Here is a 16871-nt window from a genome sequence, read left to right as displayed (position 1 = left end):
AAGAAAAAGTTCTCAGAAAAAAGTAGGGAAGCTTAACTTGCCGATTAATTTTAAAAACAATTCTATTTCATTTGTAGCTCGTTTAAATATTTCCGGATATCTTTTTCTAATTTAAAAGGATATTCATAATCTAACTTTTCCGACAATTCAGTTCCGATTTCTGAAACTAAATCAGCCATTGCCAATAAAGCTGTCCAATTATCTTTTATATTACTTCCTGAAAATGTTTGCTCTGTTTTCAGCCACATTTCATGGTTTAGATATTTTTTAAAAAGCCTTCCATATTTATTGGTTGTTATATTCCAGTTGTGTTTACTTCCGATATACCATTCGATGAGAGGAATTAGATATTCAGTTCGGATATTGGTTTCCGACATAAATTTTGCATAAAACATTTCATCTCTCGCTAGACATTTTGCGACGTAAGTGGTGTCCCACCAAAAGTCATTGAGAATACGTTGGAACTCTTCTTCTGATGGTTTTTTGATGATGGAAAACTGAAAGCTAGGTTTCTGCATTTCCTTTGTTATTCCTTCTTTGTCAATCAAAACTTTATAGCCAATATCCCAATCTTCGGGTAATTCTTTGAGTTTTACTTCTTGCAGAAACTTGTCTTTGCTGAATAGTTTAAAATCAACTTTTACATGATCATCATACAAAATCATTTTCATTGCATGTTTTCCATCGAAGCTACTTTCATCCTCTTCAATCATCGCAATTGGATTCCCAAAATGATGTGTCCAATTATTGTCTGAAATATATTGAGTGTTATTTTCAAAAATAAGTTCAATATCTAAATCGCTAAATTCATCAACAGGCGCAAGAGGATTTACGAGCGAACTTGTGAGTAAAACCACTCTTACATCTTCGTTATTTTCTGACCAATTAATGATTGATTTTAATTTTTCTTCTCTGGCTTTCATTTTAAGTGAAATGATTTAGTGCAATTTTTTTACGTTAGTTTTTTCGATAGAAACTTCTTTTCTATGCGTCTTGATTAATCTGAAGTCATTTTTATTGTTTTAAGCCATCTTTCAACCAGAACTTCCCAATCTGCAATTGGCAGTTTTTCCCAATTTGGAATTTTTTGTGCAGATTCTTTCAATCCAAAAGCATGACCTCCTTCCGAGTAGATATGATATTCTGCATGAACGCCAGCTTTGTGCAATGCCATATAATAAACCAAAGAATTTTCAATTTTATCAATGTTGTCATTTCCGGCCTGCAAAATAAAGGTAGGCGGAGTTTCGCGATCAACCGGAATCATTGGATTTAATTCATAAGGTTTTGTGGTATGAAATGTCATATGTCCGGGATAAAAAACAATTCCGAAGTTGGGTTTACAGCTTATATTATCAAATTCATCCGTCAAAGGATAGGCTCTTTCTCTGTAATTGGTGCTCAAATCCGCAACCAAATGTCCACCTGCAGAAAATCCCATTACTCCAATTTTATTTGGATCAATATTCCATTCCTTTGCTCGTGCACGAACCAAGCCTAAACTTCTTTGTGCATCTTGTAAAGCCAATGGTTTTACGGGATCTTTTTCACAATCGCATTCCTCGTTATAATGCGGACCGGAAGCTGGAACTCTGTATTTTAATAATATTCCTGTAACTCCGATTGAAGCGAGCCATTTACAAATTTCTGAACCTTCAAGATTAATTGCAAGCTTGTTGTAACCTCCACCCGGATAAACAATAACAGCGACACCTGTATTTTTTCCTTTGGGAGAGAAAACTGTCATGGTTGGTGTTGAGACATTTTTTACCATTCCGTCATTATAGGATTCAGTACCTTTAATAAGTTCAAAATCCGGAATTGACTTATTCCAAATCGGAATTTCTTGAGGTTCGGTTTCAATCTTATCAGCTACTTTAATATTGTTGTTTTCTGTTTCTTTCTCTGTCTTTTTATCCTGACATGAATTAAAGATAAAGCCAATGCAACTAAACATTAAAAATATTCCACAATTTTTCATATAATTTTTTGTTTGTGTCTTGTTTTTCAGTGATTTGTTATAAATCAAATTTACATATTACATCAATATGAATATTTTAAAAACAAAAAAACCGTCCAGAAAACTGAACGGTTTATGAAATTTAAGAAACTTTTTCTTTACGCTGGCTTTCTTCTAAATCTTTCATTAGAGCCAGCAATTCTTTTTTCTTGAGGAAATATTTTTTGTGAAGGAAATACGGTAAGGTATTGATTGCATTCATGAGCATTTGTAAGTTGTGGTCAAAATACTCTTCGTTATTGAAATATATATGCTCTTTTTCTATATAATATTCTAAATCTTTTATGTCCTGCTCACTCAGATCTTTAGTTAAAAGTGAATTTTGAAGATGAAACCTTAATTCATATTTTAATTTTTCTTCAAGAGTTTTAAGAGTAATAAAATTCTGTTTTATTTGCTCAAACGGAGTTCTTGCACTGATAAAAGCAGTTGCATTTACAAGATCTATATACAGTTTATATTTATCTTCGTATTGTTGATCATAATCTGCAAAAGCCTGATAAAGGCTTACAAATCCTGATTTTCTATTCAGGTTTTCTGCGATTTTCAGGAAATAATTGTAAACATCAGAATCATTTCTAGCAATCTGATTTTTATTTTCTACAATAGATTTGTCAATTTCCGGGATGAGTTTCTTGGCTTCGGATGCTTTGTATTTTCTTCCGTCGTAGTCGAATGTTTTTAGAACAAATTCTTTATTGGCAATGGCTTCTATGGTTTTCTTATCATTTTCCAAGGCGATTAGTGTGTAGACAAGTTCCACTTTTTCGTTGTCGTAAAGGTTTTCAAACTGAATATTTTCGGATGAAACATTTTCTTTAGTTTCAGGATCTGGATTTTTGTTATCGTAATAATTATTAAAGATCTTATCGAAAGAATCGTTTTGATATTGTGCTTCAAATTCTTTTTTAAAAGCTTCAAATTCTAAATCTATTCTGCCAGGTTTATATTTTACGTTTGAAAAAAGTTTGGCAGTCAATTTTTCTTCGGTTTTTTCAAAGTTTCTAAATAAATCTTTTGCAGGTCGATTATCGGTTTCCTTTACAATATTCAGCTGTCTGAGTTTTGCAACACGATCTTCGGTGGAAGGATGTGATGCCCACTGATTTTCGATATTCAATTTAGACTTATTAAATAATCCTGATTCTGTAAGTTTCACATACGGAAGATTGTATTTTGTTTCCAATTCGCTTTGTTCTGCAAGAAAATTCATGACAAAAAACTGTTCTCTGTAAATATTTTTACTCGACTGATTTTTCGAAATTCTCGCTTCATAAAAATTAATTACATTATTGTAAGAATTACTGGCAAGTTCTAATCTCAAAAGCGATTCTTCCAAAGAAATTGAGCCCGAAATATTAGCAGCAACTTCATCTGCATGAAATTCCATTTCTCTGGAAAGCGCCATGTGACGAATGTTGACATAAGAATACATTTTGGCAAGAACCCACTGTATTTTTGAAGTGAAAAAAATAGCAAGCGATGCGAAAATTGAAAAATAACCGCTGAAACTTGCAAATTTTTCGATAGAATTGCGGTAAGATGCATCGTCATTCACCAAATTAAAAATAATCTGATTCACATTATAAACATAACTTCCAACCTTCATCGAGCGTTGTGAAAAATGCCCAAATTCGTGAGATAAAATTGCTTTAAGCTCTTGTTTTGTGGTGGTATTGATAAGTCCGACTCCAATCGTAAGATTTTTCTGAATAGGAAAAAACATACTCCAAAAACTTGAATCGTAGAATACACTTGCATTTACATCATAAGATAAATAGACTTTTTTCGGAAAATTGGTTTCTGCTTCTTTTACGATTTCGTCAATCATCTTAAAGAGTTCAGGCTCGTCTGATCTTTTGATTTCGGAGAGATAACTTCTGTCGTTGATATGTTTTTTAAATAAAAATTTAATGATAAAAAAGAAAACAAAAATTCCTGTTCCTGCCAAACCTACACCCACCATAAGTGTAAGAAACATCGGTTTTGCAATAATGAGCCAAATTCCACCACCGATACAGGCTAAAGCCAAAACAATGGTGAAAAGAAAAATAAGAATATAAACGAAAATAAAAATGATGATTGATGAAACTGCCGCCTTGGTCTTTTCTTTAAAATCCTGTGAAACCTGAATGTGCATGAGTATTTTTTTTACAATAATACATACATTGGTTTAATGGGACAAGAAAAATCCTTTGAGGTAGATTTAAATTAATAGATAAGTTGCTGTAAAACGATGTCTTTTTATGATTAAAATAAATTATCTCAGTTGTTTGTACTTAGTTCATACTTGGTACATCTGTTTCCTTATAAATATTCCAGAAATTATAATCCGTCATTGGTGCGTCGGTGATTCCTACATTTCGTCCCATCGTTACAATTTGCCCTCTGTGATAAGTGCCGTGTAAAACGATATGCTGAATGTATTCATATTTTGAAAAATCACACTGAAACCATTGTGAGTCAATTTTCACATTTTTTATAAGATCTTCTTCAGATAAACTTTCTACATACTCCATCAGTTTTCGAGAGTTATTTCTCATGGCGTTGAAAATTTCTTCTTTATCGGTCATTGCTGAAGTTGCTGCAAAATCAAAATCATTATTTTCTCCAATATGGCTCCACCAATATTCCTGTGTTTGCCAAATGTGATGCAATGTTTTTAAGATGGTCGGAAAGCTTGAAATAACTTCCTGATTAAGTTGTTCATCAGATTTTGTAGAAAGCCAGTCGATGTACTTGTTAACAACCCAATTGTTGTACTGAACGGTGTGAGTCATTAAGGTTTTTAGATTCATTGTGAAATATTTTATAGTTTGGTGTTATAAAATTAATAAAAAGTCTTTGATTTTTATTAAAACAAAACCGCTTTATTTAAAAAACGGTTTCATAGTATTTTGGTTACTATTTATTTACAAATTGATATTCAATTTCATTTTCTTCAAGATCTCTCGTTTTAATAAAACCAACTCTGTCTAAAAGTTTTATTGCGTTACTGTTATTTTTGTCTGTAATTGCAATTACTTTTGTAAGACCCATATAATTAATTCCAAATTCGGCAGCCAGTTTCATCGCTGTGGTCATAAAACCTTTTCCATGAAATTCAGATTTCAAAACACAACCCAATTCTCCAATTTCATGATCAAATCCACGATAATAACCCAAAGTTCCCATAATTTGATTGGTTTGTTTATTGGCAATTCCCCAATGAATTGATGAACCGTTTTGGTAATCCAGATTAATTCTCTCCTGCATTTCTTTTGCATTTTCAACAGTCAAAGAAGGCATTGCATCATAGAAAGATATTTCAATAATATGTTTGATATCATCATCCTGAATTTCTCTCAAAATGATGGTTTCGGAAATAATTTCCGGGAATTTATCGTAGGGTGGAAGGTTCATTTTGTTTTATATTTAGGGATTTTCTACTGAAATATGATTGTTACTATGAGAGTTTTAACTTAATAGGTTTACGTTTTAATTGATAATCTCAGCATCCGGATTTTCCCGAAGTTTTGCAATTCTTTCCCTCCAGTTTTGAAGTTCTTCATCTGTTAGTTTAATCCATTCGGTGACCTCGCCAACAATCTTTAAAGGTTCTGTACTTCGATAAGATCGGGTAGGGTTTCCCGGAAATTTTTTATCGGTTACATTGGGATCATTTTCAAAAGTTCCTGTTGGTTCTACAATATAGATCCTTTCATGGCCATCACCTTTTGCGAGTGCAGCAGCTAATCCGGCGCCGTTTTGTAATGCTGTAAAGTAGATATGGTTCATAATAATTTCGGGATAATAATTTGACTCGAATCCGGGATTGAGTAGATCGCCAATTTGTAGATCAGCTTTTGTACCGTGGTAGAACGGACCGTTATCCAGAATTTGTTCGTCTTTTTTGTTTTCCATTACGAAAGGATCTTGAGGTTTGCAGAACCTGTAAACTTAAGAATTTGTTTTGAAATGGAAAACTACTTTGAAAATTGAGTGGAAGCAGGGATGTTAAAACTAATCTTGCGGTTTATGATGATCCATCCAGTTTTTTATTCTTCCAACAAACATTTTAAGATAATTTTCTGTGAAAAATATGTTAGACCAATCAAATCTTTGTGCCTGAACACCAAGATAAAACATAAATATTGAGGCTCCGGCTTCAGGAATTAATTTAATTTCTTTATCAGATAAATTTCTTGTTTTTTGATAACCGTCTAGAAAGCTTTGAACTTTAAGTTCATATTCTTTTTTGTCTGATTCAATAAAAAATAACTGTTTACAAAAATAAGCTACATCTAAAATAAGAGCCCCATTTCCACAATTATCAAAATCGAAGATGGTGATCTCATTTTCATTATTTACACTTAGGTTATCATACCAAATATCAAGGTGAACGATGCCTTGCTGATCTTCTGACCAATCGGCTTCTTTGAAACTGTTTGATATTTGATCTCCAATTTTCTTGAGGTATTGCATTTCTTCCAAATCTTCAGAAAAAAAAGAGGTCATCTGATGATAAGCCTGATGTAAAAGAATATCGGAATTATAATGTACTCTATTGATTTTTTTGCCCGCTGTAATAGTATGAATTTTTGCCATTAAAGAACCTACTGCAAAACAGGATTCACTGTTCATGAATCGCATTTTTTTACCTTCTGCAAAAGTAAAAAGTACAGCATAGCGTAAGCCTTCCGGAGCATTGATTTCCTGGATAAAATTGCCTTCTTCATCCGGAATTGGATATGATACCGCAAGATTATTATCTTTTAAGAAGAGTAAAAGTTCTAATTCTTCCTGAATCTCAGACTTCGTTCTCCAATGAAGACAGTAAACGCGGGCAACAAATTTAGTTTTATTATCAGAAATAAAATAAGTGTGGTTAACGCCTGTTCTGAACAATTTGCAATCAACATTTTCTCCTAAGCGGTATCTTGATCTTATAAATTCAGCTAATGCTGTTGCTGATAATATGGAAGCTATTGCTGGAAAAGTAGGCATTTTTTTTATTTTAAGATTGTCAAAAATATCACTATTCATTTATTTTTTTACTTAAAAACAGTTCTGTTTTTTGAAGTAAGTTTCGAAAGATGTTAATTGGTTACAAGCCAGAGCCTGGGAAGAATATTGTTTTATAATGGAAGAATATTACTCTAAGTCGCTATAATATAAAATTGTATCGTGCCAATCTAAAACAATGTTGCAAGAATACTACTTTAAGTCACAAGAATATTGTTTTATAACGGAAGAATATTACTTTAAGTTGCTGTAATATAAAATTGTATCGTGCCAATCTAAAACAATGTTGCAAGAATACTACTTTAAGTCACAAGAATATTGTTTTATAATGGAAGAATATTATTACTCTACGTTGCTGTAAAGCCTGTTTGAACTCATTTTAGATTTAACCACAAAAGTAACAAAAGACAATCTCAAAGCTATTATTAGATAATCAAAGTTCTCAAAAGAATAAAAATCAAAGATTTTTAAAGGGTTTTGTGTTCTTTTTTCTTTGTACTCATTAACTTTAAATAGAAATATCTAAATCTTTTGCCTCTTTTGTGGTTAAATAAAAAGTTATCAAAAGTTTATAATATGAAATTATTTTTATCAAGTTAAATTTCTTTGTTGATCAGATAGCCTCTGGATTGTAAATACTCATCAATTTCTATTTCAAATGGAAGTTCAAAACCATTATCTAAATCAAATATTCCGGCTGAATTGTCTGATGATTCTAAAAACCCGATTATTTTTGAACGGGTATTTTCTTTAGCGTTTTTCCAGCAGTTTTTAATGAAGTCAATTTCCAAACCGTTTTGATTTTCCCAATAATTGGCAAAATCCAAATGATCTTCATGATTGAGATAAGCTGAATAATCGATATTGTTTTCATTCAAAACCGTTTTACACAATTCCTGAACGTCAAAATAAGAGTAGTCTTCCAAAAAATGATCTTTCAAATGCAATTCTGCAATCTGAGTGGTTTTATCCGGAGCGTAATATTCATAATTGGGCAAAGCAAATAAAAAAGCCAAAGGATTGGCAGCGTAATAATACAAACTGATCACTTCTATTTTTCTATCATCTTCTCTGAATTGATATTGCGCACTCAAAACATCCATTAAAAAATCGGTCACTACCTTTTCTCTCGGAAGCAGGAAAGTAGTAATAAATGCTTCATCAATTTTCGTTTCTATATAGCCCATAATTTATTGTTGACTGTAAAATTAATAAAAACCGTTCTGGAAATAGGAACGGTCTATAATATTTTGGATAGCGTAGATTTATAATCTGAGCTTTATTTAAAAGTCACGGATTGCAAATCTGCGACAGGGATCTTCATTCGCTTATTTAGCGGAAAGTGCTTCTTCGCTAATATCCGCAACCTGAATACTTTTAATGGCTGATTTGGTTGAGGATGCTGTACTTCCACCTATGATGTATAATTTATTGTTATATATTTCCGCGGCTGCGTGTCTTCTGGGGATCATGTTGGATGATAACTTATGTAATTTATTGGTTTCTGTATCAAAATAGGCCAGGAAATTTTGATTGTTATAACCGCCTGCAATAAAAATCTTATGACCGGACACTGCTAATGAATGGCCGGATATCGCAGCAGGCATCGTATATTGCTCTGTCCACCTATTTTTGTTAAGATCATACACGTTGACCAGGCGGGATGAGGTACCGTTAAAACCACCAATAACATAAAGCTTATCATTCACAATTTTGCCCCTTGCTTCTCTTGCTGTTGGCATATTCGGTAATGGATGCCATGTGTCTGAAGCGATGTCGTAATATTGGAATCTATCAGAAAATACTGTGGTGGCGGCATTGTTGAGCCCACTTCCTCCGAACGTATATATTTTTCCGTTATGAATGGCAGAACCTGCATTTCCTGTGTAGGCATGATTAACAGCTCCCTTCGTTTTTTTATGCGTTTCAAGGTCTATAATTTCAAGATTGCTGTTTCCCCAACCGTTAAAAATATAGATTTTATTATTGTAAGTCTCCGAATTGGCGAATCTTTTAGGAACCAAAGTAGCATTGATTACACTCCAACGGTTATCTTTAATACTGTATTTTTCAATAATAGTGGCATTACCATCCGAATCTTTATAGCCATTGCTCACATAAATATTATCATCTGCAATGGTACTGCTTATCGCTCCTCTTCTCATAGACATATCTGAAAGATGTTTAAAATTTAAGGTTTGTGCATTGACTAAGCATAAACCGAAAAGTGAAAGGAGAAATGATTTTGATTTCATTAAGATTTTGGTTTAATTGATTTCCTGTGTGGAGAAATATTTTTTAAATATAGGGAAAAGTGATGGATTGGAAATATGAGATCTTGAATTCGTTTTGATATGGAAAAACCGCTCTGATGGGAGCGGTTTTGTTTTATCATTATTGCACAAAGTCATGAGACTTTGCGCAGCGGGTTTCTTTGCCGGAGCTGGTGGATTTGGGGTGACACGAAAGTTTATGATTTTGGAGTATATTCTATAGAATTTATTTTATTGTGAAAACTCCTAATACTTTTCGCAGTGAGAGTGCCCTTTTAAAGGCTATTCATCGGATTTTCCCAGTTATAACTATATAATTTGTTTTTTAAAGCTAATTCAAGTTTATTTCGAATGTTTTCTTTATCAATTTTAGACGCAGTAGTCAATTTAAGAATGTCGTAAAATCTTTCAGAGTTTATAAGTTCGATGGGTAAACCTCTATTAGCTGATTTCTGTATTAGCTTGTTTGCCCCGCTTTGAAAATCTGATGTAGTAACAAAAATACCTTTTGGTATACCAGAAAGAAAGAGAGCGCCTGTTAACTCTCTGATTTGATCAACTTTTATTTTATTCTTGTATCTCTTAACTTGGACACCAATTTGTTTTCCTTCCTTTTCTAGGATGACATCAATTCCTCCATCATTTGAATAACCTGTTACAATTGCATCATATCCAAGGTTTTTAAAAACCTGTCCTGTTACATCTTCAAATAATTTTGGATGTAAACTAAATCTTGCTTCATATTTAGCTAGAAGATATTTTGAAATTTCATTAATTGGAACATCAATATTATGCAAATCTAATTTTTTCAATAGACCTGCTGTGCCATAGAAAATTGCCATAACTGCCATACTTTAGCACTAACAGTCACATCCTTTATTATTCTCCACCAGCCACATTTATTACAGTGATGAAAATATACTTCACACGAATATCTAGAAAGATCAAGTTCCCACATTTCTTCATCCATTCCTTCTTCGTAACACCAGCTCTTTCCTAATTGATGGAAGCTATAAATTTCTTGTAAATCAATACTCCAATAATCATTTATTGAAAACACTTCTAATTTGTTTTGACAAAAGACACATTTTTGCATATGGGGATTGTTATCACCAACTTTTAAGGGGCTATCAAAATGATCATATTCGAAGATTGACATAATTTTAAATATCAGGCAGTATAAATTTACGGATTATTAAAAATAAACCACTTAATATGTTGAGTGGTTTAGTGATTGATTTTAATTGCCCAAAGTCGGGTGACTTTGCACAGCAGGTGAAATTAATTTAAGGATTTCAACAATTCAGGAGCTAGCTAAAGGCTTAGAAGTTCATCCGCAAGAATTATTTGATTTTAAAATAGATGAGAAATCCTGACGAGAGTTGGGATTTGTCTTTATTAATCTATCAGGTAATAGAATAATGTTCTGTTCGTTTTACAATGACAGTTAACGTTTCGGGGCTTGGCGTCAGTGGCGGAATAGAAAGCCGAAACTTCAATTTTAGCCTTAACCCGCCATTGCGCCAAATTGCTGTTGAACTAAACCTTCGGTAGCTTTCCCAATCGCATAAATCAGTTACTTTGTAAAGTTAATTAAAAAATCAATAGAATGGCTACAAAAAAAAGAGTTTAGACGAGCTCAGAGAAAACAAAATCATCAATCAGGCAAAGCGCGAAGTGCCTGGTTTTACAGAACTTTTAAGCCGTTTTGAACGTACGGTTTCGGTGTTGGGACGCAGTCAGAGCACGTTCAATAATTACTCCAGACACGTCGCGGCGGTGTCGCTGCATTTCGGGAAAATCCCGACAGAATTGGATCCTGAGCAGATCCACGATTACCTTTTTTACCTTCAGAAAAAATCAAGATCACCCTCGCAATCGTATTTTAAACACACGGTTTACGGACTTCGGTTTCTGTTGAAATCGGAAGGTTTGAGCTACGATTATCTAAGTCTTCCGGAAATTAAAAAAGAGAAAAAACTGCCTGTTGTGCTCAGTAAACAGGAGGTTTGGCAGATGTTGTCATGCTGTAAACTTTTAAAACATAAAATCTTAATCGGGTTGCTTTACGGTTGCGGATTGCGCTGTCTGGAGGTCAGAAATCTCCGTTTATGCGATTTGGATTTTTACCGAAAACAGCTGAAAGTGGTTCAGGGAAAAGGCAAAAAAGACCGCTATTTGCCTTTGTCGGAACATTTGATTCGGGGTTTGAAAAAATATATTGAAGCGGAAAAACCGGAAGATTTTCTCTTTGGAGAACCTCGAGCAAATCGTGCAGGTGGAGAATTCGATTCAAGATATTCGCAACGTGGCGTACAATGGGCGGTGAAACAGGCTTCAAAAACGGCAAAAATATTGAAAGAAGTGAGTGTTCATACGCTTCGGCACAGTTTTGCGACGCATCTTTTGGAGGATGGGATGAACATTGTGAGCATCAAAAATCTCCTCGGCCACGAAAACATCGAAACGACCCTCGTTTACCTTCAAATCGCCCAACTTTCTACCCAAAAACTCTTCTCTCCACTGGATACTTTGTTTGAGGAATGCAGAGCGAAGTAGTTGGTTTTGAATTTGTTAAAAGCCAAAATTCAAGCTTTAAATTTAATGAAAATCAACGTTTAGAAATCTCAAAAATACAGTCTGCTCAACCTGAATCTCAACCTCGATACGAAGTCGCAGATGTGTTGAATATTTTAGGTTCAAAACTAGAAAATTTAGGATTAAATTCCTGGCAATTAAGAACTTTATTTGCGTTAAAAAAGTGCCGTACATCGGCTTTGGGCGGTCATATTGACGCTTGTGACGAATGCGGAAATATCAGCATCAGCTACAACTCCTGCCGAAACCGGCACTGCCCGAAATGTCAGGGCAAAAACCGCGAAAAATGGATTGAAAACCGGGAAACCGAACTGCTTCCAGTGCCTTATTTTCACGTGGTTTTTACCGTTCCGGAAGTGCTGAACAAAACCGCACTTCATGCTCCGAAAATGTTGTATGATATTTTATTTGAATCGGCTTGGGAAACGCTGCAAACCTTTGGTGAAAATCGAGGTTTAAAAATGGGAATGATCGCTATTTTGCATACTTGGGGACAGAATCTGAGTCTGCATCCGCATTTGCACTGCATCGTTCCGGGTGGCGGCGTGGATGAAAACGGAGTTTGGAAAAACATCAGAAGCGACGGTAATTTTTTGTTTCCTGTAAAGGCTTTGAGCAAAGTTTTCAGGGCTAAATTTTGTGAGAAGCTGAAGGTTCGGTTATCATTAAAATGTAATAAAAATCAGACGGAAAATGATGAAAATCAATTTGAAAACCGAAAAAATGAAGCAGAAACTTATGAAAAACTCAGACAAAAACTTTGGGAAAAACCTTGGGTAGTTTTCGCTAAAAAACCCTTTGGCAGCCCGAAATCTGTGGTGGAATATTTGGGAAGATATACGCACAAAATCGCGATCAGCAACCAGAGAATCAGGAAAGTTGATGCGGAAAATGTAACGTTGGAGTACAAAGATTACCGCCAAAAAGGCATCAAAAAGCAGATGGTTTTGAGCCATGAGGAGTTTATCCGCCGTTTTGCGATGCATATTTTGCCGAAAAGATTTGTGAAAATCCGCCATTACGGTTTTCTCAGCAGCACATGGAAACGAATGAAGCTAAAAAATCTGCAACAGAATTTAGGCATTCAGCCCAAAGGAAAATTTCCACCCAAAACTTTTCAGCCGAAATGTAGTTGCTGCAAAGTTGGGAATTTGGTAACGATTGCAACGTTCGATTTGCGCGGTCCGCCCCTTTGGTTTTTGGAGATGAGCCAAAACTTTGAAAAGCCAAAAATCTAGCATTTTGGGTAAGGGTATTTATGCCTAAAAGTGAAGGAAAACACGATAAAACCAAGAAAAACCATCAAATTCACCCACAAAAAAAGAGACCTTTCTGAAAGTCTCCTGTATATCTTTAAAATCCTTCGTCGGTAAACCCATAATGCTGAAAAAAGCTCCCGAAGCTTCCGTTCAACAGGGTTTTCATTGTTCGTGCTTCGCACGCAACGAAAACTTAGCTATTAGCTGACGTTATTATTTAAGAGATTCTAACAGCTTTTATTTCCCCGAAAACTTTTTTATTCATTTCCATCTGATAGAATTTGATTTCCCTTTCCTCTATTATATCTTGTAGTTTATTATCTATTAATTTTGTTTTTCTATAAAAACATTTTTTGTCTCTAAGTATATTTTTTATGGTTTCTTTGTCTTTTTCAGAACATTTGACACCAAAATAAATTGCTTCTATAGAATTTTGTATGGGAATAGAAATATGCAAATCTCGATTATTTGGATTGTAGTATAAAAATCTCAATTCATTTTCATATTTCCAGGATTTTCCTTTTACAAAAAATGCTTCATTTATTTGTATACTTGATTGTTTACTATAGTGTTTTAAACTCGAACTATATTCCACATCTTTAAAGTAAGTTACAAAGTCATTTTCACCACTAGAAGAAGTTAGTGAACTGGGTAGATTATATTTTATACATATTCCCATATGAGAATCTGCATAATGTGACCACATTAATTCATTAAGATATTCCTTTTTATCTCTAGTATTTTTTTTATGGTTTGTTATTGGAAGATCATTTTCGTTATTGGAATATGGTAATTTTTCATTTTTCACAAAGCAAGCGATTCTTACTCCACTTAAATATGCTTGTCTGATTAATTGAGAAGTTTCATCTTCATTATTCATTAATTCGATTATAGGACAATCAAATAGGTCGTTGAAAGTTATAGGTGATGAAAGGTTTAATGTTTCATTTATTAACGATTGATACAGAAATTTAGAAGTACTTCTAAATGCAAAGCAAGATATATTACTATAGCTTGTATGATTTGAAAGGGTTAATTGGTAAAATATATACTTCTTAAATGCGTCAATAGCATAATTAATATATTTGATTCCTAGTTTTTGCCAATTATATCCAAGATTAAAATAAACAGATAGTTTGATATTAAACATATATTTGACACGCAGCTCATAATCGATTATCTCATCTTTTAATATTATGATATTATTTTCTGAAATAGTTTGTAATTCAGAAATTGCTGCTGAAAAAATAATTAACACATTCCCATATTCTCTTTCTCCGTCATTACCTTGAATTAAATGACCAATAACTTTTTTCCATGATTTGTAATTTTTTAAAAATTCATTAGTTGCTTGTATTGCATTTGTATTATTGATATTATTGGAATAGTTATTTATATAGTTTAGTATATTGTTCATTTCTGCTATCATACCTAGTTTGAATATGGATTGAGTTAATTATTGATAGGGGTGTCGTTCTAATAATGTCAGCTAACTTTCTAAGTTACGCGTTGAGTCAATAATGACAATAGATATTGCGCTAATGTTGTTTCAATTTTAGCTATCTATTTGTTAATCATCAAATATAAAATATAAATATATTATTTCCTTACGGGAAACCATAAAAAAACCGCTCCACAAAAGCAGAACGGTTAGTATATTAAATTGTCTCAGCGACACGCTGTTACATCATTCCTGGCATTCCACCTCCCATTGGCATAGCAGGTTCAGCGCTCTTCACTTCAGTGATCACACATTCAGTAGTAAGAAGCATTCCAGAAACAGAAGCTGCATTTTCAAGGGCAACTCTTGTTACTTTCGTAGGGTCAATTATTCCTGCTTCAAGCATGTTTACATACTCGTCAGTTTTGGCATTGTATCCGAAGTCTCCTGTACCTTCCGCAACTTTCGCTACGATTACAGAACCTTCACCACCTGCGTTAGCTACGATTTGTCTCAATGGCTCTTCGATCGCTCTTTTCACGATTTTGATCCCGGTAGTTTCGTCAGAATTGATTCCTATAAGGTTTTCCAAAGCTGAGATTGCTCTTACTAAAGCAACACCACCTCCTGCAACGATACCTTCTTCAACAGCTGCTCTTGTAGCGTGAAGGGCATCATCTACTCTGTCTTTTTTCTCCTTCATTTCAACTTCAGAAGCTGCACCTACGTAAAGTACGGCAACACCACCAGCTAATTTAGCCAATCTCTCCTGTAGTTTTTCTCTGTCGTAGTCAGAAGTAGTAGTCTCCATCTGAGCTTTGATCTGAGCGACTCTTCCTTTGATTTTAGCTTCATCACCACCACCGTTTACGATCGTTGTGTTATCTTTATCAATAGTTACTTTCTCAGCAGTTCCAAGCATATCCAGGGAGATGTTTTCCATAGTGAAACCTTGCTCTTCAGAAATAACCTGTCCACCTGTAAGGATCGCGATGTCTTCCAACATTGCTTTTCTTCTGTCTCCGAATCCCGGAGCTTTTACAGCAGCAATTTTAAGAGAACCTCTTAATTTGTTTACCACTAAAGTTGCCAAAGCTTCACCTTCCACTTCTTCAGAAATAATCAATAGAGATTTTCCACCCTGTGCAATCGGCTCAAGAACCGGAAGCAATTCTTTCATTGAAGAGATTTTCTTCTCTACTAAAAGGATATAAGGGTTTTCTACTTCAGCAACCATTTTCTCAGGGTTCGTCACGAAGTAAGGAGACTGGTATCCTCTGTCGAACTGCATACCTTCTACAACATCTACTGTTGTATCGATACCTTTAGCTTCTTCTACAGTGATTACGCCTTCTTTACCTACTTTTCCGAAAGCTTCAGCGATCAGAGATCCGATAGTTTCGTCGTTGTTTGCAGAAACGGAAGCTACCTGCTTCACCATTTCTGTAGAATCTCCAACTGTTTTAGATTGAGATTTAAGGTTTTCAACAACTGCAGTTACTGCTTTGTCGATTCCTCTTTTTAGATCCATTGGGTTTGCACCTGCAGCTACGTTTTTAAGACCTTCTCTTACGATAGCCTGTGCCAAAACAGTAGCGGTAGTAGTACCGTCTCCTGCGATATCATTGGTTTTGGAAGCCACTTCTTTTACCATTTGCGCTCCCATATTTTCTACTCTGTCTTCAAGTTCGATTTCTTTTGCTACAGAAACACCATCTTTAGTAACGTGAGGTGCACCGAAAGATTTTTCGATCACTACGTTTCTACCTTTTGGTCCTAAAGTTACTTTTACTGCATTAGCCAATGCATCAACCCCTCTTTTTAGAGCGTCTCTTGACTCGATATCGAATTTTATTTCTTTTGCCATTTTTTGTTGTATTAATGTACTTTGTACAATGTATTAATGAATTTATATTCACGAAAATTAAAATCATTTTACGTGAATACGTTTTACTTTTTACAATTAATTATCCAATAATTCCTAAAAGATCAGCTTCCTTAACGATCAAGAAATCTTTTCCGTCTAATTTTAATTCAGAACCTGAATATTTTCCATAAAGAACTTTGTCACCTACTTGTACAGTTGTAGGCTCATCTTTTTTACCAGGACCTACTGCTACTACAGTACCTTCTTGAGGTTTCTCTTTTGCGGTGTCTGGAATAATAATACCTGAAGCTGTTTTAGTTTCTGCAGCGATCGGCTCGATCAAAACTCTGTCTGCTAATGGTTTAAAGTTTACTGACATAATATGTTTTATTTTTTAATTATTTCTGTG

At 34.2% G+C, this 16871-nt stretch carries 16 protein-coding genes; 2 read left to right on the top strand and 14 right to left on the bottom strand.

Annotated features, from left to right (window positions below; genetic code table 11):
* Positions 1-62: 62 nt before the first annotated feature.
* From FDY99_RS06545 to FDY99_RS06495, 11 genes are all read right to left on the bottom strand, one after another.
* On the bottom strand, positions 63-923 hold the full coding sequence (locus tag FDY99_RS06545) for an AadS family aminoglycoside 6-adenylyltransferase (RefSeq protein WP_139420103.1): 861 nt from the start codon (positions 921-923) through the stop codon (positions 63-65).
* Positions 924-997: 74 nt separating this feature from the next.
* Positions 998-1981 carry an alpha/beta hydrolase gene (locus FDY99_RS06540; RefSeq protein ID WP_139420101.1) on the bottom strand — a complete coding sequence of 328 codons (984 nt, stop codon included), beginning with the start codon at positions 1979-1981 and terminating at the stop codon, positions 998-1000.
* Positions 1982-2102: 121 nt separating this feature from the next.
* Complete coding sequence (locus FDY99_RS06535) at positions 2103-4160, bottom strand: M48 family metalloprotease (protein WP_139420100.1); 2058 nt, start codon at positions 4158-4160, stop codon at positions 2103-2105.
* 139 nt (positions 4161-4299) lie between these two features.
* Entirely contained in the window at positions 4300-4818 is a 519-nt protein-coding gene (locus FDY99_RS06530) for a DinB family protein (RefSeq protein WP_139420099.1), read from the bottom strand.
* Positions 4819-4924: 106 nt separating this feature from the next.
* The gene (locus FDY99_RS06525) at positions 4925-5422 is read right to left on the bottom strand and encodes a GNAT family N-acetyltransferase (protein ID WP_139420098.1); all 498 of its coding nucleotides are present in this window, start codon (positions 5420-5422) and stop codon (positions 4925-4927) included.
* A 75-nt stretch (positions 5423-5497) separates the two neighbouring features.
* Positions 5498-5923, bottom strand: a complete 426-nt coding sequence (gene arr / locus FDY99_RS06520) for an NAD(+)--rifampin ADP-ribosyltransferase (protein WP_139420096.1) — start codon at positions 5921-5923, stop codon at positions 5498-5500.
* Between the two features lie 99 nt (positions 5924-6022).
* Entirely contained in the window at positions 6023-7006 is a 984-nt protein-coding gene (locus tag FDY99_RS06515; RefSeq protein WP_139420094.1) for a phosphotransferase, read from the bottom strand.
* Between the two features lie 614 nt (positions 7007-7620).
* Positions 7621-8211: a hypothetical protein gene (locus FDY99_RS06510; RefSeq protein WP_139420092.1), complete on the bottom strand. Its 591-nt coding sequence runs from the start codon at positions 8209-8211 to the stop codon at positions 7621-7623.
* Positions 8212-8352: 141 nt separating this feature from the next.
* Positions 8353-9279 (bottom strand): Kelch repeat-containing protein, encoded by a 927-nt coding sequence (locus FDY99_RS06505; protein ID WP_139420090.1) that lies wholly within the window; start codon positions 9277-9279, stop codon positions 8353-8355.
* Between the two features lie 293 nt (positions 9280-9572).
* Positions 9573-10139 (bottom strand): restriction endonuclease, encoded by a 567-nt coding sequence (locus FDY99_RS06500; RefSeq protein ID WP_228448749.1) that lies wholly within the window; start codon positions 10137-10139, stop codon positions 9573-9575.
* Positions 10106-10456 (bottom strand): hypothetical protein, encoded by a 351-nt coding sequence (locus FDY99_RS06495; RefSeq protein ID WP_139420085.1) that lies wholly within the window; start codon positions 10454-10456, stop codon positions 10106-10108. Before FDY99_RS06495 ends, FDY99_RS06500 begins: the two co-directional genes overlap by 34 nt.
* Before the next feature lie 518 nt (positions 10457-10974).
* Here FDY99_RS06495 and FDY99_RS06490 point away from each other — a divergent pair.
* Positions 10975-11856, top strand: coding sequence for a tyrosine-type recombinase/integrase (locus tag FDY99_RS06490; RefSeq protein ID WP_228448715.1), 882 nt, complete (start codon positions 10975-10977; stop codon positions 11854-11856).
* Entirely contained in the window at positions 11841-13133 is a 1293-nt protein-coding gene (locus tag FDY99_RS06485; protein ID WP_228423886.1) for an IS91 family transposase, read from the top strand. Before FDY99_RS06490 ends, FDY99_RS06485 begins: the two co-directional genes overlap by 16 nt.
* A gap of 238 nt (positions 13134-13371) precedes the next feature.
* Here the strand turns inward: FDY99_RS06485 and FDY99_RS06480 are convergent, their stop codons facing one another.
* From FDY99_RS06480 to FDY99_RS06470, 3 genes are all read right to left on the bottom strand, one after another.
* A complete protein-coding gene (locus tag FDY99_RS06480) occupies positions 13372-14571 on the bottom strand; it encodes a DUF2971 domain-containing protein (protein ID WP_228448748.1) in 1200 nt (399 codons plus the stop codon).
* 265 nt (positions 14572-14836) lie between these two features.
* On the bottom strand, positions 14837-16462 hold the full coding sequence (groL, locus tag FDY99_RS06475; protein WP_139420081.1) for a chaperonin GroEL: 1626 nt from the start codon (positions 16460-16462) through the stop codon (positions 14837-14839).
* A gap of 100 nt (positions 16463-16562) precedes the next feature.
* Positions 16563-16841 carry a co-chaperone GroES gene (locus FDY99_RS06470; RefSeq protein WP_066681821.1) on the bottom strand — a complete coding sequence of 93 codons (279 nt, stop codon included), beginning with the start codon at positions 16839-16841 and terminating at the stop codon, positions 16563-16565.
* Positions 16842-16871 lie beyond the last annotated feature (30 nt).

This window comes from Chryseobacterium mulctrae (assembly GCF_006175945.1).
Lineage (GTDB): Bacteria > Bacteroidota > Bacteroidia > Flavobacteriales > Weeksellaceae > Chryseobacterium > Chryseobacterium mulctrae.
Note: the sequence above shows the minus strand (reverse complement) of the source record. Positions and strands in the feature narration are given on the sequence as shown.